This is a genomic window from Streptomyces sp. NPDC107454 (assembly GCF_055582885.1).
Genome location: NZ_JBVJPA010000003.1, coordinates 220,508 through 240,219, shown reverse-complemented (window position 1 = coordinate 240,219; position 19,712 = coordinate 220,508). Strand labels below are relative to the sequence as shown.

Annotated in this window: 13 protein-coding genes; 5 read left to right on the top strand and 8 right to left on the bottom strand. The window is 70.1% G+C overall.

Translation table 11 applies throughout. The annotated features are described in order from the left end of the window. The first annotated feature begins 2 nt into the window (after positions 1 to 2). Positions 3 to 458: a MaoC family dehydratase gene (locus ACZ69M_RS08710; protein ID WP_470047922.1), complete on the top strand. Its 456-nt coding sequence runs from the start codon at positions 3 to 5 to the stop codon at positions 456 to 458. A gap of 26 nt (positions 459 to 484) precedes the next feature. Here the strand turns inward: ACZ69M_RS08710 and ACZ69M_RS08705 are convergent, their stop codons facing one another. The 7 genes from ACZ69M_RS08705 to ACZ69M_RS08675 form a co-directional block, all read right to left on the bottom strand. After that, positions 485 to 2,155 (bottom strand): histidinol-phosphatase, encoded by a 1,671-nt coding sequence (locus tag ACZ69M_RS08705; RefSeq protein WP_470047920.1) that lies wholly within the window; start codon positions 2,153 to 2,155, stop codon positions 485 to 487. A gap of 58 nt (positions 2,156 to 2,213) precedes the next feature. Beyond that, on the bottom strand, positions 2,214 to 4,058 hold the full coding sequence (locus ACZ69M_RS08700) for a LamG-like jellyroll fold domain-containing protein (protein ID WP_470047918.1): 1,845 nt from the start codon (positions 4,056 to 4,058) through the stop codon (positions 2,214 to 2,216). 110 nt (positions 4,059 to 4,168) lie between these two features. Next, on the bottom strand, positions 4,169 to 7,132 hold the full coding sequence (locus tag ACZ69M_RS08695; protein ID WP_470047916.1) for a glycoside hydrolase family 2 TIM barrel-domain containing protein: 2,964 nt from the start codon (positions 7,130 to 7,132) through the stop codon (positions 4,169 to 4,171). Continuing rightward, positions 7,132 to 8,016: a carbohydrate ABC transporter permease gene (locus tag ACZ69M_RS08690; protein WP_470047914.1), complete on the bottom strand. Its 885-nt coding sequence runs from the start codon at positions 8,014 to 8,016 to the stop codon at positions 7,132 to 7,134. The genes ACZ69M_RS08695 and ACZ69M_RS08690 overlap by 1 nt, the downstream gene beginning before the upstream one ends. 12 nt (positions 8,017 to 8,028) lie before the next feature. Continuing rightward, a complete protein-coding gene (locus ACZ69M_RS08685) occupies positions 8,029 to 8,991 on the bottom strand; it encodes a carbohydrate ABC transporter permease (protein ID WP_470047912.1) in 963 nt (320 codons plus the stop codon). Beyond that, entirely contained in the window at positions 8,991 to 10,277 is a 1,287-nt protein-coding gene (locus ACZ69M_RS08680; protein ID WP_470047910.1) for an ABC transporter substrate-binding protein, read from the bottom strand. The genes ACZ69M_RS08685 and ACZ69M_RS08680 overlap by 1 nt, the downstream gene beginning before the upstream one ends. A gap of 148 nt (positions 10,278 to 10,425) precedes the next feature. Beyond that, entirely contained in the window at positions 10,426 to 11,463 is a 1,038-nt protein-coding gene (locus tag ACZ69M_RS08675) for a carbohydrate kinase family protein (RefSeq protein ID WP_470047908.1), read from the bottom strand. A 126-nt stretch (positions 11,464 to 11,589) separates the two neighbouring features. On the opposite strand from ACZ69M_RS08675, the gene ACZ69M_RS08670 reads away from it, so the two are divergent. From ACZ69M_RS08670 to ACZ69M_RS08655, 4 genes are all read left to right on the top strand, one after another. Further along, positions 11,590 to 12,357: a DeoR/GlpR family DNA-binding transcription regulator gene (locus tag ACZ69M_RS08670; RefSeq protein ID WP_470047906.1), complete on the top strand. Its 768-nt coding sequence runs from the start codon at positions 11,590 to 11,592 to the stop codon at positions 12,355 to 12,357. After that, a complete protein-coding gene (locus ACZ69M_RS08665) occupies positions 12,354 to 13,691 on the top strand; it encodes a 6-phospho-beta-glucosidase (RefSeq protein WP_351696338.1) in 1,338 nt (445 codons plus the stop codon). Before ACZ69M_RS08670 ends, ACZ69M_RS08665 begins: the two co-directional genes overlap by 4 nt. Positions 13,692 to 13,734: 43 nt before the next feature. After that, positions 13,735 to 16,782, top strand: coding sequence for an alpha-mannosidase (locus ACZ69M_RS08660; protein WP_470047904.1), 3,048 nt, complete (start codon positions 13,735 to 13,737; stop codon positions 16,780 to 16,782). 174 nt (positions 16,783 to 16,956) lie between these two features. Beyond that, entirely contained in the window at positions 16,957 to 17,841 is an 885-nt protein-coding gene (locus ACZ69M_RS08655; protein WP_470047902.1) for a sulfotransferase family protein, read from the top strand. Positions 17,842 to 17,868: 27 nt separating this feature from the next. On the opposite strand, the gene ACZ69M_RS08650 is transcribed toward ACZ69M_RS08655, so the two are convergent. Then, entirely contained in the window at positions 17,869 to 19,566 is a 1,698-nt protein-coding gene (locus tag ACZ69M_RS08650) for a carbohydrate binding domain-containing protein (RefSeq protein ID WP_470047900.1), read from the bottom strand. Positions 19,567 to 19,712 lie beyond the last annotated feature (146 nt).

Below are 19,712 nucleotides of genomic sequence, written 5' to 3'. Positions count from 1 at the left end.
ACATGAGCATCACCGTGAACGGTCTCGACGAACTCAAGAAGCTCGCCGGCGCAGACCTCGGCACCAGCGAGTGGATCGAGGTCACCCAGGAGCGGATCAACACCTTCGCCGACGCCACCGGCGACCACCAGTGGATCCACGTCGACCCGCAGAAGGCGGCCGAGGGCCCCTTCGGCGCGCCCATCGCGCACGGCTATCTGACCCTCTCCCTCTTCATCCCGCTCTTCACCGGGCTGCTGGAGGTCGAGGGCGTGTCGACGAAGGTCAACTACGGTCTGAACAAGGTGCGTTTCCCCGCTCCGGTGAAGGCCGGCTCGCGCCTCCGACTGGTCGCGAGGCTCGCCTCGGTCGAGGACGTGCCGGGCGGGGTGCAGATCGCCGTCGACGGGACGATAGAGATCGACGGCGGCCAGAAGCCCGCCGCCGTCCTCCAGAGCCTGTCGCGCTTCTACGCCTGACGGTCCACGCCGGACGGCTGCTCTCCCTACCGGCCGCCCACCACGTCGACGAACACGGGGTTCGCGTAGAACCACGTGTCGACCCACGGGTCACCGTTTCCGGGCACGTGCGGAATCGGGCCGTGCGGGTCGATCGAGGCGCCCAGGTAGCCCGTACCGTTTCGGTTGCCGTCGCTGCCGCGCAGCCGGACGTAGAAGGACTCGTCGCCGGCGACCAGCGGGATGCGCAGGGTGTACGTGCCCTTGCGGCCGCTCACGTCCACCGTACGGACGACCTTGGTGTCGGGCGCGCGCCAGTCGTCGCGGTCGGCGGCCGGGCCGCGCACCGTGCCACGGATCACGTCGACGTGCGCCAACTCCGGCAGGATTCCATGGGGGTTGGCGCGCGAGGCGGTCGTCACGGTGACCGACAGGGTGAGCTTCTCGCCCTTGCGGACGCGGATCCGGCCGCCCATGGTCACACCCGGACCGTGGTCGCAGTCCCGCTTCACCCGGACGTCGAGCCCGTCGAGCAGGTGCCCGTGGTCGAGCCAGACGCGGCCCGCGCGCAGGCCCGCCATCACGGCGCGGTAGCCGTAGCGGGTCACGCCCACGTGGGTGCGGCTGAACTGGCCGGGCCAGAAGTCGCCGCCCGGCTGCTGGGAGTCGGTGTTCACCGGGTCGGGGATGTGCCCGGTGTTGTCGAAGTTCTGCCCGGGCGCCCAGTCGCCGTTCTTCCAGGTGTCGAAGACGACGCGGTGCACGTCGGAGTTGGTGGTGATGGTGAACAGCCTGCCCTCGGCGAGCATCGCGTCCCACATGCCGCCGACGGTCGCCGTCATCCAGTCGAAGCCGCCGTACAGCACGTACGCGTTCTCCGGGTAGCCGGCGAAGGAGTTCTCGGACGGCTTGTTGGTGTACTCGCCGCGCTGCTGGCCCGAGCCGACCCAGCCGGGGATGCCGCCGCCCTGGGCGCCGGGCGCTCCCTCCATGCCGATCATGATCTCGGGCGCCGCGTCCCGCCAGTTCCGCATCTCGTGCGGGGAGTCGATGCCCAGGCGCGTGGGGTGGTTGGCGAGGACGAGCACGTCGTCGACGTAACCGGTGCGGCGCTGCTCCGCGAGCCACTTGATGGCCTTGACCGCGTGGGCCTCGTTGCGGGCCGTGTCGGGACTGGTCGGCGAGCCCGCCGTGTAGCCCAGCAGCTTGCCGTCGTAGGCGAGTTCGAACTTCGTGAGCAGATCCACCTCGTGCCGGCCGGGCGCCGCGAAGACCGTGGCGTGCTCGGCGCCCGGTATGTACCACTCCAGACCCTGGAAGATCAGCTGACGCGGGTTCTCGGCGCGCGCCTTCAGGATCTCCTGGTGCTCCAGCTGGGCGCCGTAGCCGGCGTGCCCGAAGTTGGCATGTTCGTTGAAGACCATCCAGTCCAGGCCGTACTTGGCGCTCGCCTGGGCGAGCTGGGAGAACGTGTACTTCGCGTCGTGGCTGTACACGGAGTGGATGTGGTGGTCGCCGACGAGATACGCGAGGCGCGGGTCGTCGCCGCCGAGGCGCCGGGAGTCGGCCGCCGCCGGGGTGGCGAGCGAGCCCACCGCGAAGGCAGCCCCGAACAGGCCGGCGCTGCGCAGCAGCCCGCGCCGTGACACGCCCTGCGGGTCCAGCGCGGCGGGGGAGACGGATGGATCGGCCCAGGCGGGCAGTTGCTGCTCGGACATGCGGAACTTCTCCCTCGGGGAGTCGGAAGGTCTTCGGGTCACCGGTGGCCGAGACGGCTCAGTGGTTCATGAACTGCGCCACGGACAGCGCCCGTTCGACGATTCGTACGTCGCCGAGCCGTCCGTGCAGGATCTGGTCGATCTTGCCCGCGTACTCGTAGCCGCCGAGCAGCCAGGGCAGCCCGAGCGAGGTGAGACCGACCGCGACGGTGTGCGGGTTGCGGGCGACCGGACAGCCCTGGACGTACATCGTGGTGTGCGAGCCGTCGTTGACGACGGCGACGTGCCACCACTGCTCGCGGGCCGTCTCGTCGCCCCAGTTGGTGACGATGCCCTGCTGGTTGAGCGGCCGGACGGCCCACTGCGGGCCGGGCCCGTCGGACAGGGAGAGCGTGGCGAGCGGCTCGTCCGGGTCGTCGGCGGTCTTGCCCGCGCCACCGCCCGTGCCGGTACGGCTGACCAGCGAGGCCCAGGCGTGGTGCGAGGCGTCCCAGTCGGCGGGGAGCTGGTAGAAGGCCTCGATGGTGTAACCGCGCTTGAAGGTGGCCGAGTTGAGGGGCGCCCCGTCGACCGTGCGCAGATACGCGCCCTTCAGCGGGGGCTTGCCGCCCTGGAAGACGAGGCTGCCGTGACCCGGCTGGTCGGGGTGGTGGGCGGAGGACCAGGTGAGGGCGCTGTCACCGACCTTGACCACGGTCAGGTCGTTGCCGTGCCCGGACCGGTCGCGCACCGTGCCCTCGGCCGCCGTACCGTCCGCGTGCCCGTCGAAGCGCCAGTACGCGAGAGTGCCCCGGACCAGCATCTCGGAGACCGGGCGCGCCGAGCGGGCGGGCACCGGAGCGAAGCCCGCGAAGCGGTCCCCGAAGTCGACGGCGACCGAGAACCGGTCGGCGTCACCGCTGAGTTCGATCTCCTGTCGCTCCAACTCGTTGAGGCCCTTGGCCGCCCGGCCCAGGATCCACGGCGAGATGGTCTCGACGTCGATGGTGTTGCGGTCGAGGTCGAAGCGGTAGAGGCGGATCATCGCCGCGCCGCCGTAGTAGCGGTTCTGGTAGTTCGTCAGGTGGAGGTGGACGTCGTGCCCGGCCGCGTTGGTGCGGGTGGCGCGGGCGGCGGGCCAGTAGTGCCCGTTCAGGGTCAGGAAGATCTGGTCGTGGTCGTGGATCAGCTGGTCCCAGAGCTGCTGCCCGTACGAGGACAGGGTGTCGTCGTCCACGACCAGCTCGTGCGTGGTGAGGATGACCGGCGTCCTGGGGTGCTGGGCGATGACGTCCTTCGCCCACGCGTAGCCCTGCGCCGACAGCCGCCAGTCCAGGGCGAGGACGAGCCACTCCATGCCCGCCGCCCTGAACAGGTGGAAGGTGTTGTAGCCGTCCGGCGAGGCGCCGCCGAAGGTGCGCTTGCTCCGGAAGCGCTGCGGGCCGAAGACGTCCAGATAGGGGGTCGCCCCCCGCTGGTCGTCCGTGGACGACCTGATGTCGTGGTTGCCCGCGAGCACGCTGTAGCCGACGCCGCGCCGGTCCAGCAGCTCGAACGCCTCACCCGCGGCCGCGAATTCGGGCCGCGCCCCGTTCTGGGTGAGGTCGCCCAGGTGCGAGAGGAAGACGATGTTCTCGTCCTTGCCGTGCTCCAGGAGATAGCGCAGCGAGGCCTCGATCGGCGCGGGGTTGATGCTCGGCCCGTCGAAGAGGTACTGCGTGTCGGGCATGACGGCGAGCGTGAAGCGGCGGCTGTCGGCGTCGGGCCGCCAGTTCGCCTCACGCGTCGCGGCCTGTGCCGTCACCGCGGGCAGGGCGACCGAGGTGGTGGCCGCCGCGCCGATCAGGGCCGTGGCCCGCAGGAAGTTGCGTCTGCCGGCGCCGGCCTGCTCGGCCTCCGTCGCCTGGTCATGCGAAGTACACACGTCTGCTCCATGAAGGTGCGAAAAGGTCAGTGAGGAGTTCGAGTCAGGTCGGGCGTCGCGTCACGTCGAACGGGTCGAGCCGGTGGGAGGGGCGGCGCGCCGCGCGCGGGTCAGAGCACGCGCAGCGTCCAGGACCAGCGGTGGGTGCCGGCCGGGACGAGGTAGCCGGGCGAGGTGTCGGGCCCGCACGAGGCCGTGCCCACCCCCCGGTGCGCGGCGTCGAGGTGCACCACGCAGCCGGGCCGCGGCACCAGCTCGTCGTGATGGGTGGCGGCCGCCAGGTCCGCGGCCCGGTAGCGGGTCACGGTCACCTGGCGCGGTTCGTCGAGCGCGACCGCGAAGCCCGTGGCGTCCGGCGCCGAGAGCGTGAAGCGGCGTACACCGTGCCGCCCGCCGCTCTCCTGCGGACGCAGATAGGGGGTGAACAACTCGTCCACGGGGAGGGAGTGGTGGCCCACCGGCGCGCCGGTGCTCCGGTCCGGGTAGGACTCCCAGGGGCCCTGCCCGTACCACTCCAGGACGTCGAGCCCGGCGACCGTCTCGAAGACCGAGCCCACCCGCGGTACGTCGTCGAGCGCGGCCGGCAACTGCGCGGTCTCCTCGATCCGCACCCCGCCCTCGACACGGGTGAACACCTGCTCGTGACGTACGGCGCCCGCCGGGGTCGCGTACTCGGCGACCACGGTGACGCTCGCGTCCTCGCGGCGTACGTCGACGAGCTTGCGCTCCAGCGCGTCGAGTCCCCAGGTCCGCCAGCACAGCGCCATGCCGCCGAGCTCGTCGTTGTCGGTCGGTGTCCGCCACAGCGACAGCACGGGGGCCGCGGTGAGCAGCGGATGGACGAGCAGCCCGTCCTCGTCGACCTCGACGTCGACAGTGGAGTCCGCGGTGGCGGCAGAGCCCACGGGGGTGGCCGCCCTGAGCCGCACCTGAGGCACACACACCTCCGTGCCGCGCGGTGCCCACGCCTCCTCGTCCGCCGTGGTCACTCGCAGCGTCAGCCAGGCCTCGCCGCCGTCCTGCGGCAGCGTGAACGGCATCGGCACGGCCACCGATTCACCCGCCCGCACGTCGGGCAGCTCGGCCGCGGCCGCGAGCGAAGCGAGATGGGGGTGCCCCCGGCCGGAGGCTGGGGGAGTGCCGCCCTCCGCGAGGGACAGCTCCCACTCGGCGGTCAGCCACTCGAGGCCCCGGAAGTGCTGGTGGTTGGTGAGCCGCAGCTCGCCCCCGACGTACGCGAGGCGTACCGGCGCCGCGATCTCCCGGTGCTCGTACATCACCGGCTTGGGCGTGCGGTCGGGGAAGACGACCCCGTCGGCGACGAAGGCGCCGTCGTGGATCGTCTCGCCGAAGTCGCCGCCGTAGGCCCAGCGGTGGCCCGGCGCGGCGACACCGTTGTCATACAGCCCGGCGCCACCGCGCCCGGCCGGTCTTCCGTCGTTCACGCGTTGAAGAATGCCGTGGTCCCAGAACTCCCAGATGAAACCGCCCTGAAGCCCTGGGGTTGACTCGATGGCGGCCCAGTGGTCGGCCAGCGTGCCGTTGCTGTTGCCCATGGCGTGCGAGTACTCGCACTGGATGAGCGGCTTGGTCTGCTCCCCGGAGAGGGCGTGCGCGACACAGTCCTCGAGCGGCGCGTACATGGGGCAGGCGATGTCGGAGGCGACCTTCGGGTCGGCCCAGCCGAGCTTCGCCGCGCCTTCGTACTGGAGGGGCCGGGACGGGTCGTGGCGGCGCAGCCAGCCCGCGGCGGCGTCGTGGTTGGCGCCGTAGTCGGACTCGTTGCCCAGCGACCAGATGATCACCGAGGGGTGGTTCTTGTCGCGCAGGACCATGCGGGAGACGCGGTCCACGAAGGCGCCGAGGTAGCGGGGGTCGTCGGCGATCTCGTGCGCGTGGTCGTGCGCCTCGATGTTCGCCTCGTCCACGACGTAGAAGCCGAGCTCGTCCGCGAGGTCGAGCAGGGCCGGGTCGTTCGGGTAGTGGGCGGTGCGGATCGCGTTGAAGCCGAAGCGCTTCAGCGTCACCAGATCGGTGCGCATGTCGTCGTACGACACCGTCCGGCCCGTCAGCGGGTGGAAGTCGTGCCGGTTGACGCCCCGGATGTAGACCCGCTCGCCGTTGAGGAGCAGGTCCCGGCCGCGGATCTCCACCTCGCGGAAGCCCACGCGGTGGTGCGAGGTGTCGGCGACCGAGCCGTCGGCGCGGTGCAGCCGTACGGTCAGGTCGTACAGCTCGGGCGTCTCGGCGGTCCAGGCGCGGACGCCCTGGACGACCGTGGTGAGACGGGCCTCGCCGAGGAAGTCGGAGACCCGGCCGTCCTCCTCCTTGAACCGCTCGTACTCGGCGTCCTGGGTGAGCAGCTGGCCGTCCAGCTCCCCGGTGACGTACCAGCCCTCCGGCAGCGCGCCTCCGGCGTCCCGCACCTGGCAGTCGACGCGCAGCCCGCCGTCGCACCGCGTCCGTACGATCACGTCGGCCAGCCGCAGCGGATCGGTCGCGTACAGCAGCACCGAGCGGGTGATCCCGGCGTGCCACCACTGGTCCTGGTCCTCGAGGTGCGAGGCGTCCGACCACTTGACGACGGTGAGCCGCAGCGAGGCGCGCTCTCCGGGCCGTACGACGTCGGAGAGGTCGAACTCGGCCGCGAGGTGCGAGTCCTTGGACACGCCGACGGGCCGCCCGTCCACATGGACCAGCAGCACGCTCTCGGCGGCGCCGACCTGGAGCACGATCCGGCGGCCGGCCCACGCGGCGGGGACGTCCACCTCACGCTCGTACACGCCCGTCGGATTCGCGTCCGGCGAGGCGGGCGGGAACTCGCCCCAGGGCATCCGGAAGTTGGTGTACCGCGGCAGGTCGTCGGTGTCCTGGGTGGTCCAGGAGCCGGGCACCTGGAGCGAGGACCAGGCGAGACCTGGGTCCGAGGTGGGCGTGGGGAGCAGTTGGAAGCGCCAGGCGCCGTCCAGTGACAGGGCACCGGCCCGGCGGTCGACGGCGTTCATGGGCAACCGCCCCCAGGAGGTCACCTCAGGTGCCTCCCAGGGGCGGAGCGCGAGCAGCGGGTCCGTCATCAGCGGATGGCCCCCTTGCCGAGGTCCGCGATGATCTGCTTGGCGCCGATCGCGAAGACGATCAGCAGGGGGACGAGGGCGAGAAGCGCGCCGGTCATGACCATTCCGTAGTCGGTGGTGCCGTGGACACCGTTCAGCTGGGAGAGCGCGACCTGAAGGGTCACGTTGTCCGGGTTGGTGAGGGCGATCAGCGGCCAGGCGTAGTCGTTCCACTGGCCCATGAAGGTGAAGATGCCGAGGAAGGCGAGGCCCGGCCGGACCACCGGGAGCGCCACGTGCCAGTACTGGCGCAGGAAGCCCGCCCCGTCCAGCTTGGAGGCATCGATCAGCTCGTCGTGGATCGCGCTCTTCATGTACTGGCGCATCCAGAAGATACCGAACGCGTTGGCCGCCGCCGGGACGATCAGCGCGGTCATCGAGCCGATCCAGCCCAGCTTCGCCATGATCACGAACTGGGGGATCGCCTGGAGCTGCGCCGGGACCATGAAGATGACCATCATCAGCGCGAACAGCACCCGGCGGCCCGGGAACTGGAACTTGGCGAACACGAACGCGGCCAGCGAGTCGAAGAACAGGACCAGGACGGTCACCGAGCACGCGACCAACAGCGAGTTGAACATCGACCCGAAGAAGTCGACGTTGTCGAAGAGGTTGCGGACGTTCTCGAGGAAGTGCGAGCCGGGCAGCAGCTTCGGCGGATAGGAGAAGATCTCCGTCGACGAGTGCGTCGACATGATCACGGCCCAGTAGAACGGGAAGACCGAGAGCAGCAGACCGATGATCAGAGAGAGGTGGAGGCCGATGCCCCGGCGCCGTGACCCCTTGATGGTCGACGTGTGCCCCGCCCCCTTCATGGAGGCCGATGAACCCTTGAGGATTGCCATGGTGGGGCCTCCCTAGTCTTCGCCCCGGCGCTGCACCAGGCGCCAGTTGATGATCGAGAAGATGATGACGACGAGGAAGATGCCCCAGGCCACGGCGGCGCCGTAACCGAAGTCGTTGTTGTCGAAGGTCTGCTGGAAGAAGTAGAGGACCATGGTCTGGCCGGAGTGGCCGGGGCCGCCCGCGAACGACGAGTTGTTGTCCGTGGTCTGCAGCAGCACCTGCGGTTCGGAGAAGGTCTGCAGGCCCGTGACCGTCGAGATGATGAGCACGAACAGCAGCACCGGACGCATCAGCGGCAGCGTGATCCGGAAGAAGGTCTGGATGGGTCCGGCGCCGTCCACCCGCGCCGCCTCGTACAGCTCGCCCGGGATCGTCTGGAGCCCCGCGAGGAAGATGATCGCGTTGTAGCCGGTCCACTGCCAGGTCATCAGCGTGGCGATGGCGACCTTGATGCCCCACGGAGTGTTCAGCCATGCCACCTGGTCGAGGCCGACCGCCTGGAGCAGGGCGTTCGCCAGACCGAAGTTGGTGGAGAAGACCGAGCCGAAGATGATCGCGACCGCGACGATCGAGGTGACGTTCGGCAGGAAGTAGGCGAACCGGTAGAGGTTCTTGAAGCGGACGGCCGAGTTGAGCATCACAGCCGTGACCATCGACAGGAAGATCATCGGGAAGGTGGCCAGCGCCCAGATGATGATCGTGTTGCCGATCGAGGTCCAGAACTGGGTGTCCGACAGCAGATAGCGGTACTGCGAGAGCCCCGCGAACTCCATCGAGCCGAGGCCGTCCCAGCGGTGGAACGACAGATAGAGCGAGAAGCCGACCGGGATCAGACCGAAGGCGAGGAACAGCAGATAGAAGGGGGAGATCGCGGCGTACAGCCGCCAGTAGCTGAGGACGCCCTTCTTGGGGTGCATGACGGGGGTCTCGGCGAGGGCCGCGGGGGGCACGTCGACCACGGGTGCGGTAGCCATCAGTAAGTCACCCCCAGGTGGTCCGCGATGCGCCGGCACTTGCTCATGGCGTCCCTCCAGGCCTTGTCCGGGTCCTTGCCGAGGACGGAGAAGTTCCGCAGCTCGTCGTTGATCGGGGTGCTCAGCGCGACGTCGTACGGGCTGTTGAAGGCGACCGGGATGTTCTGCGCCGCCGGACCGAAGACGTCCATGGTGAGCTGGTCGCCGAAGAAGGCGTCGGGTTCGCGCAGCTTCTTCATCGCGTAGGACGCCGGGGTCGAGGGGAAGAGCACCGAGTCGACGAAGCCCTGGGCCTGGTTGCTCGCGTCGAGCATCCAGGTGATCATCTCGAAGGCCTTCTCGGGCTCCCGGCACGCCTTGGTGATCGCGAGGAACGAGCCGCCGATGTTCGAGGGACCGCCCGGACACGCGGCCACCCGCCACTTGCCCTTGGTCTTCGGTACGTTGAGCTTGATGTCGCCGGCCGCCCAGGAGGCGTTCAGCTGGCTGGGCAGCAGACCCCGCTCGGTGGCCGAGGTGTTGTCGGCCGTACCGTTGATGATCTTCGAGACCAGTCCGCGACGGGTGGCCTCGACGGAACGGTCCCAGGCGGTGCGCACATGCTCCTGATCGCCGATGAAGTGCCGGTCCTTGTCGACGAACCGCTTCGTCGTCTGGTTGACCGAGATGCCGAAGACGCTGAGCGCGTCGGTCAGGATGAACGTGCCGGGGAGGCGCTTCTTCAGCTGCTCGCCGGCCGCGAAGAACTGGTCCCAGGTGGCCAGCTCCTTGGAGACGTCCTCGGGCTCATACGCCAGTCCGGCCTTCTGGAAGACGGCGGGCTGGTAGTAGTGCGCGACCGGACCGCAGTCGATCGGGAAGCCCACCATCGAACCGTCCGGGGCGATGCCCTGATCCCACTTCCAGGGCAGGTACTGGTCCTTCAGTTTCTCGGCGCCGAGCGTGCGCAGGTCCACGAACTGGTCGGAGTTGGGCAGATACGAGGCCATGTCCTCGCCCTTGAGCCCGGCGATGTCCGGGATGTGGGCGCGTCCGGTCATCGTGGTCATCAGCTTCGAGCGGTAGTAGCCGCCGATCTGGATGGCCTGCAGATTCACCGCGCTGTCGTAGCGGGTCTTGGCGTCCTGGACGACCTTCGGGCTCAGCCCGCCGCTCCAGTACCACAGGACCATGTTGCGGCCGGTCGAGCCGGTCGGAACGCCGCAGCCGGTCGCCAGGCCGCCCAGCGCCGTGGCGGCCGTACCGGCCAGGCCGGCGCGCAGCAGGCCCCTTCGTGAGAGCCGCACAGCTCCCACCGCCTTTCGGATCTTTTCGGTCTTCGCGTACGTGGGGTCTTGCAGGGGGTCGTGCGTGGGGTGTTTCGCGTTGCGATGCGTGGGGTCATGCGCGTCGTGCGTGTCATGCGGGGGGTCTTACGGGGTGTTGCGTGTGGGGTCATCGGGGTGCGCCCGGCCGACGCGTGGCGTCGGGCGGGGTCACGGGGGCGGGACGGACGGGAGGGCCCGGGTCCGCCGGGACGCGGTCGGCCAGGAAGCCGTACGCACGCCGTAGTTCACGGTCTTCGAGCGTCTGCCACCAGCGGTGGACGCCGTACCAGCCGGGCGCGGCCAGCGCACCGCCGTGCCGCTGTACGGACAGGCCCGCGGCCAGCACCGCGAAGCGCAGCCGTTCCTCCAGCGGCCAGCCGCCGAGCGAGGCGGCGACGAAGCTCGCGCCGAAGACGTCTCCGGCACCCGTCGCGTCCAGGACGTCGACGGGGAGGGCGGGCACCTCCGCGTACTCGCCCGTCGTCTGGTCCACCGCGACCGCGCCGTCGCCGCCCCGGGTGACCACGGCGACCGGCACCAGCTCGGTCAGCGTGCCCAGGGCCGCGACCGCGCTCTCGGTGCGCGTGTACGCCATCGCCTCCATCTCGTTCGGGAGGAAGGCGTGGCACAGGGAGAGCTGGTCGAGGAGGTCCCGGGACCACTGTTGTGTGGGGTCCCAGCCGACATCCGCGTAGATCTGCGTGCCGGCCGCGGCGGCCTTGGCGAGCCAGGCGCGCGGTTCGGCCTCGATGTGCACGAGGGCGGTGCGCGCCTCGGGCGGGTCGCCCATCAGCTCGTCCTGCGAGTACGGCGGTTCCTGGCCGTGGGTCACCAGGGCCCGGTCGTTGCCGTGGGCCAGCGAGACGGTGACGGGGGTGTGCCAGCCGTCCGCGGTGCGGGACAGGGAGAGGTCGATGCCCTCCTGGTCGGCGAGGACCTCACGGCAGTACGCGCCGTAGTAGTCGTCGCCGAAGACCGTGGCCAGGGAGGTGCGCAGGCCGAACCGGGAGGCCGCGACCGCCAGGTTGGCGATGCCGCCGGGGCTCACGCCCATTCCCTCGGTCCAGATCTCCTCGCCGGCCGTCGGCGGCTTCCCCAGTCCGGTGAGAACGAGGTCGTAGAAGAGCAGCCCGGTCAGCATCACATCGGGCCGTTCGTCACCCACGAGCACATCCTCTCGTCAAAAGTCTGCAAGCGGTGCACAGGATCGTGCGCGTCTCTGGCCAATTTGGCAAGAGTCGAGCAGAACTGAGCATAGAAATGATTGGGAATGACGAGTAGTGTTCACAGGGTGCTGGCAGAGCGACGACATCAACTCATCCTGCGGGCCCTGCGCTCCGGCGGGCCCGCAGCCGTGACCGATCTCTCCGAACAGCTGGGCGTGAGCCCCGCCACGGTCCGCCGTGACCTGCTGAAACTGGAGGAGGAAGGCCTGCTCACGCGGGTGCACGGCGGGGCGGTCGTGGAGGAGGGCGACCAGCCCTTCGCCGAGGTCGCCGAGGTCCGTGTGGCCGAGAAGGACGCCATCGCGGAGCGCGCCGCCTCGATGGTCCAGGACGGTCAGTCCGTCCTGCTGGACATCGGCACCACCGCCTACCGGCTGGCCCGGCAGCTGCACGGCCGCCGGATCACCGTGATCACCAGCAACCTGGTGGTCTACGAGGAGCTGGTGGACGACGAGGGCATAGAGCTGGTGCTGCTCGGCGGCATGGTCCGCCGTGAGTACCGCTCCCTGGTCGGCTTCCTCACCGAGGACAACCTGCGACAACTGCACGCCGACTGGCTGTTCCTCGGTACCAGCGGGGTACGGCCCGGCGGGCAGGTGATGGACACCACCGTCGTCGAGGTGCCGGTCAAGCGGGCCATGATCGAGGCGGGCGACAAGGTCGTCCTGCTCGCCGACCGCGCGAAGTTCCCGGGTACGGGGATGGCGCGGGTCTGCGGCCCCGAGGAGCTGGACGTGGTGGTGACGAACGGTCCGCCGGACCCGGCGACGCGGTCGTCGTTGGAAGAGGCGGGCGTGCAAGTGGTCGTGACAGGAAAGGCGGAAACGGCGTGAAGCTGACGATTCTGGGTGGCGGCGGATTCCGGGTGCCGCTCGTGTACGGGGCACTCCTCGGGGACCGCGCCGAGGGCCGCGTCACCCATGTCGTGCTGCACGACGTGGACGCCGGACGGCTCACGGCCGTCGCCCGGGTGCTGGCCGAGCAGGCGAAGGACCTGCCGGACGCCCCCGAGGTGTCCTTCACCACCGACCTCGACGACGCCCTGCGCGGCGCCGACTTCATCTTCTCCGCGATCCGCGTCGGCGGCCTGGAGGGACGTGCCGACGACGAGCGGGTGGCACTCGCGGAGGGCGTCCTCGGCCAGGAGACGGTCGGCGCCGGCGGCATCGCGTACGGCCTGCGCACGGTCCCCGTGGCCGTGGACATCGCCCGGCGGGTGGCCCGGCTCGCCCCCGACGCCTGGGTCATCAACTTCACCAACCCGGCCGGACTGGTCACCGAGGCCATGTCCCGTCACCTCGGCGACCGCGTCATCGGCATCTGCGACTCACCGGTCGGCCTCGGCCGCCGCATCGCCACCGTCCTGGGCGCCAACCCCCGCGAGGCCTGGATCGACTATGTCGGCCTCAACCACCTCGGCTGGGTGCGCGGGCTGCGCGTCGCGGGCCGTGACGAGCTGCCGCGGCTGCTCGCCGACCCCGAGCTGCTCGGCTCCTTCGAGGAGGGCAAGCTCTTCGGCGTGGAGTGGCTGCAGTCCCTGGGCGCCGTCCCGAACGAGTACCTGCACTACTACTACTTCAACCGGGAGGCCGTCCGGGCCTACCAGCAGGCGGAGAAGACCCGCGGCGCGTTCCTGCGCGACCAGCAGGAGCAGTTCTACGCCGAGATGAAGCGCCCGGACACCGCCGCGCTGAGCGCCTGGGACCGTACGCGGGCCGAGCGCGAGGCCACCTACATGGCGGAGAACCGGGACGCGGCGGGCGCGGGCGAACGCGACGCCGACGACCTCTCCGGCGGCTACGAGAAGGTGGCGCTCGCCCTGATGAGGGCCATCGCCCGCGACGAGCGCACCACGCTCATCCTCAACGTCCGCAACCGCGGCACGCTGGGCGTGCTCGACACCGAGGCCGTCATCGAGGTGCCCTGCCTCGTCGACGCCAACGGCGCCCACCCGGTCGCCGTCGACCCGCTGCCCGACCACGCCAGCGGACTGGTCTGCGCGGTCAAGGCGGTGGAGCGCGAGGTCCTGTCCGCCGCCGAGTCCGGCTCGCGCACGACCGCCGTCAAGGCCTTCGCCCTGCACCCGCTCGTCGACTCCGTGAACGTGGCCCGCCGTCTGGTCGAGGGGTACACCTCGGTCCACCCGGGCCTGGCGTACCTTAAGTAAGCGCTTACCCCCTTCTTGGCTTCCTGGCTCCTGGAGACCTCACATGCACGACGAACGCCGCCGGATCGAGGAGCGCGTCGCACGCGTCCACGACCAGCGCATCAAGCCCGCGATCTATGCCGCCTCGGTCCCCTTCGAGGTCGAGGCCTGGCAGGCGCCCGGTGAGCCGGTCCCCTTCGAGGAGGCCGCCGCGGCGCCGTACAAGCCCTTCGCGATGGACACCCCCTGGGGTCCGCCGTGGGGCACCACCTGGTTCCGGATGCGCGGCTCGGTTCCCGCGGACTGGACGGGCAAGCGCGTCGAGGCCGTCTTCGACCTCGGCTTCGTGGGCGACTGGCCCGGCAACCAGGCCGAGGCGCTCGTCCACCTGCCGGACGGGGTCCCGCTGAAGGCGGTCAACCCGCAGAACCAGTACGTGCCGATCGCCCACCCGGCCACGGGCGGCGAGGAGATCCACTACCTGGTCGAGGCGGCCTCCAACCCCGACATCCTGGCGAACGACTTCGCGGGCCCGACCTCGCTCGGCGACCGCCTCACGGCCGGTGACAAGCCGCTCTACACCTTCAAGCGCGCCGACATCGCCGTCCTCGACGAGAACGTCTGGCACCTCGACCTCGACGTCCAGGTGCTGCGCGAACTGATGCTGGAGCTGGGCGAGCCCGATCCGCGCCGGCACGAGATCATGATCGCGCTGGACCAGGCGATGGACGCCCTCGACCTGGACGACATCTCCGGGACGGCCGCCGCCGCGCGCGCGGTGCTGGCCCCCACCCTGGCCAAGCCCGCGCACGCCAGCGCCCACACCCTCTCCGCCGCCGGTCACGCGCACATCGACTCCGCCTGGCTGTGGCCGATCCGCGAGACCAAGCGCAAGACCTCCCGCACCTTCTCGAACGTCACCGCGCTCGCCGAGGAGTACGAGGAACTGGTCTTCGCCTGCTCGCAGGCCCAGCAGTACGAGTGGGTGCGCGACAACTACCCGCACGTGTGGGAGCGCATCAAGAAGGCCGTCGCCGACGGGAACTGGGCGCCGGTCGGCGGCATGTGGGTGGAGGCCGACGGCAACCTGCCCGGCGGCGAGGCGCTGGCCCGCCAGCTCATCCACGGCAAGCGGTTCTTCATCGAGCACTTCGGCATCGAGACCAAGGGCGTCTGGCTGCCGGACTCCTTCGGCTACAACGCGGCCTACCCGCAGCTCGCCAAGCTCGCCGGCAACGACTGGTTCCTGACCCAGAAGCTCTCCTGGAACCAGACCAACAAGCTGCCCCACCACAGCTTCTGGTGGGAGGGCCTCGACGGCACCCGCATCTTCACGCACTTCCCGCCCGTCGACACCTACAACGTCGAGTTCTCCGGCAAGGAGATGGCGCACGCCGTCCGCAACTACCAGGACAAGGGCCGCGGTACGACGTCCCTGGCCCCCTTCGGCCACGGTGACGGCGGTGGCGGCCCCACCCGCGAGATGATGGAACGCGCCCGGCGGCTGGCGAGCCTGGAGGGCTCGGCGAAGGTCCGGGTCGAGCACCCGGACGCCTTCTTCGCCACCGCCCGCGAGGAGATCCCGAAGGACCAGGTCTGGTCCGGTGAGCTGTACTTGGAGCTGCACCGCGCCACCTACACCTCGCAGGCCCGCACCAAGCAGGGCAACCGGCGCAGCGAACACCGCATGCGCGAGGCCGAGTTGTGGGCGACCACCGCCGCACTGAACGCGCCGGGCTACTCCTACCCGTACGAGAAGCTCGACCGGCTCTGGAAGACGGTCCTGCTCCACCAGTTCCACGACATCCTGCCCGGCTCGTCCATCGCCTGGGTGCACCGGGAGGCCGAGGCGGAGTACGCGCGGGTGGCGAAGGAGGTCGAGGCGATCACGGCCGAGGCCGTGGCCGCGCTGGGCACCGGCGAGACCCGGGTGTTCAACACCAGCCCGGTCGACCGCGCCGAGGTGGTCCGCACCTCCGTCGGCATCCCGATGTACGCCGAAGTCCCCGCGGGCGGAAGCGCGTTGCTGGGCGCGGAGGAGCCCCCGCGACCGGTGACCGTCGACGGCCGCGTCCTCGACAACGGCCTGGTCCGCGTCGAGCTGGCCGAGGACGGCACGCTGGCCTCCGTACGCGACCTGACGGCCGACCGCGAGGTCCTCGCCGACAAGGGCAACCTGCTCCGTCTGCACAGCGACCTCCCGAACTACTGGGACGCCTGGGACATCGACAAGCACTACAAGAACCGCTACACGGACCTGCTCGACGCCGAGTCCGTCACGGTCGTCGAGGACGGCCCGCTGCTCGGCGCGCTGAAGGTGGAGCGCGCCTTCGGCAAGGGCTCCCGGATCGTCCAGACGATCACCGTGCGGGCCGGCAGCCGCCGGATCGACGTCGAGACCGAGATCGACTGGCACGAGGCGGAGAAGATCCTCAAGGCGGCCTTCCCGGTGGACATCCGGGCCCCGCACTCCTCCGCGGAGATCCAGTTCGGCCATGTCCAGCGGCCCACGCACACCAACACCAGCTGGGAGTCGGCCCGCTTCGAGGTCTACGGCCACCGCTGGGTGCACATCGCCGAGCCCGGCTACGGCGTCGCGGTCATCAACGACTCGACGTACGGCCACGACGTCTCCCGCACGGTCCGCGAGGACGGCGGTACGACCACGACCGTACGCCTGTCCCTCGTGCGCGCCCCGCGCGTGCCGGACCCCCAGGCCGACCAGGGCAAGCACCGCTTCACCTACGCGCTGCTGCCCGGCGCGAGCATCGAGGACGCGATCGCGGAGGGCTACGCGCTCAACCTGCCGCTGCGGGTGGCGGATTCGGCCGGTCCGGCCGAGCCCGTCGTCTCCGTGGACGGGGAGGGCGTGACCATCGAGGCGGTCAAGCTCGCCGACGACGCCTCGGGCGATGTCGTCGTACGCCTCTACGAGTCCCGCGGCGGTCGCGCCACCGGCACCCTGCACACCGGCTTCCCGCTGGCGGGAGCCCAGGTGACCGACCTCCTGGAGCGCCCGCTGACCACGGCCGACACGGACGGGAACGCGGTCGCGGTCGCGCTGCGCCCCTTCGAGGTGCAGACGCTGCGGCTGGCCGTGGCGAAGGCGTGAGCCTGTTGTCCCCGGGGAAGTGACGGTACTTCCCATGAAGAATTAAGGAAAGGGTAAAAGGCCAGGTCACGGCGGGCTCCGCGCCCGCCGTGACCACGGCGCTTCTTCTGTGCGACACCTGGAGTTCGCCCTTCCCCCTTGTGATGCGGGGACCAGCGAGAAAGAGGTGTCACGGTGCGAGACCCGCGTATGTCCGCGATCGGCAAGGGACTGAAGCGCCGGGGGAGGCTGATGGCGGAGGCGGTGCGCCCGCCGCGGCGGATCCTCGACGGCGTGCCGTCGCCCCGGAGCCCCGAGGGCGCCGACGGCCTGCCGTACGTCGCCCCGCCCGCCCCGCGGCTGGTGGACTCGCCCGTCTTCGTGCTCTCGTCCGTGCGCTCCGGCTCGACCCTGCTGCGGGTCCTGCTCAACAGCCACAGCCAGATCCGCGCCCCGCACGAGATGCATCTGCGCACCGTCCACGTCCACTTGTCCCGGGACTTCACCGCGGACGCCATGCGCGCCCTCGAACTCGACAAGGACGAGCTGGAGCACGCCCTGTGGGACCGGCTGCTGCACCTCGAACTCACCCGCAGCGGCAAGCGGATCATCGTCGACAAGACCCCGCCGAACACCCTCGTCTGGCCCCGTCTGCACCGATGTTGGCCCAGCGCCCGCTACATCGTGCTGCTGCGCCATCCCGGCGCGGTCATCGCCTCGCTGACCAACCGCCGCTCGGACCCCGACCACGAGGCCATCCACGAGGAGGTGCTCGGTTACAGCGAGAAGCTGGAGGAGGCCCGGCAGAACCTCGACGCCCACGTGATCACGTACGAGGAACTCACCGCCGACCCCGAGCCGACCACCCGGGGCCTGTGCGACTACCTCGGTGTCCCCTGGGAGAGCGGCATGCTCGACTACGGCAGCCAGGACCACGGTGCCTTCCGCCCCCAGCTCGGCGACTGGAGCGACACCATCAGGTCGGGCCGGATCCAGCCCGCCAAGGCAGCCGAGGCGACCGTCGAACTCCGGCCCAGGCTCGCAGAGTTGGCGCGGGCGTGGGGGTACCCGACCGCCTGACGGCCGGATACCCCCACGCCGGGGGCGTCAGCCCGTGAACCCGGCCGTGATGGAGGTGAACTGCCAGTTGTTCTGGCTGATGCCGGAGCAGTTGCTCACCACGCCGCCGCCGGGGCAGGGCCGGTCACGGTTGACCGCCCAGTAGGCGAGACGGGCGATGTGGTGCGAGTTCGCCCAGTCGCGGATCTGGGTCCAGATCGCCGGGGTGGTGTTCTCCTGCTGGTCGGACAGACCGTTCATGCCGGAGATGCCGATGTGGGAGTAGGCCGTGGCGTCGTCCCAGCCGAAGGTGGACTTCAGCTTGGCCTTCAGTCCCTCGGCGGCGCCCACGGTGTTGCCGTACATGTCGGAGCCGCCGCCGAAGTCGAACGGCATGATCGTGAAGACGTCGATGCCCGCGTTCAGCGACTGCGCCTGCTCGATGAGCCGGTTGCCGTAGTAGGTCGGTCCGGTCGTCGAGGTGCCGAAGGTGACGATCGTCCTCAGGCCCGGGTTGTTGGCCTTGACGGTCTTCAGCGCGGTCAGGATCTTGGCCTGGACGGCCTCGTTCTCGAACTCGTCCGTGTTCTCGATGTCCATGTCGATCGCCTTGAGACCGTAGGCGTCGATGACCTTCTGGAGCGCACCGGCGAGCGCGCTCGCCGAGGAGCAGTTGGCCCCGAGCTTGCTGCCCTGCCAGCCGCCGAACGACGGGACGACGTCACCGCCGGCGGAGCGGATCTGGTTGATGACGGTCTGGTCGGTGCCGCCGGTGAGCGCCCTGCTGCCGTCCCAGGCGGGGTTGCAGCCGCCCGAGTCCAGCATGAACGCCATCGTGAACCACTTGACGCCGGTCGAGCTCATCACCGAGGTCGCGCTCGGCGGGTCGCCCCAGCCGAGGTAGAGGTACGGTGCCGCCTGCTTGAAGCCGGTGCCGCCGCCACCGCCCGCGTCCGTGGTCACGGACACGGAGTTGGAGGCCCCGGAGGTGTTCCCGGCCGCGTCCCGCGCCTTCACCGTGAACGTGTAGGCGGTGCTCGACGAGAGACCGCTGACCGTCGCGCTCGTCCCCGGGACGCTCAGCACCTGGTTCGAGCCGCTGTAGATGTCGTACGCGGTGACGCCCACGTTGTCGCTCGACGCGCCCCACGACAGGGAAACGCTGGAGGAGGTCTTGCCGGTGGAGGTCAGGTTCGTCGGCGCGGTCGGCGCCTGGGTGTCGGAGCCGCCTCCGCCGCCCGGACCGTCCAGGCTGATGTCGTCGGCGTAGTAGGTGCCCTGCGCGTACCAGCCGTGGACGTAGATCTTGGCACTGGTCTGCGAGGCGCCGGTCGTGAAGGAGACGCTGAGCTGGCTGTACGCCGACGGGGACGTCGTCCACGTCGAGGCACCGCCGTCCACGCCCAGGTAGACGTAGCTGCCGCGCACCCAGCCCGAGAGGCTGTACGTGGTGTTCGGCTGGACCGAGACGGTCTGGCTGCACTGGGCGTTGTCACTCGAACTCGCCGCCCCGGCCAGGGCCTTGGAGCCACCGTGCACGGGGCTGGAGACGACCGAGCCGAGGTTCCCGGTGCACGACCAGGGGGAGAGGCTGCCCGACTCGAAGCCGGGGTTGGACAGGATGTTGGCAGCCTGGGCCGTGGTGGGCAGCGCGACCGCTCCGGCGAGCGCCAGGGCGGCGGTGCCGAGCAGCGCGAGGACGCGATGTCTGGAGCGCCTGAGGTCTGTTCTGAGGTTGATGCGCACGCGATCTCCCTTGAGGCATGGGGGTGTTCGGGAGTGCTTCGGGAGTGCTGAGAGGTGCGCAACCAAGTTGGTATGGACCAATCCCGCTGTCAAGGCGTTGCGCGGAATTGGTCCAGACCGGTGAGTGGGGTCAGCGGGCGTACGGC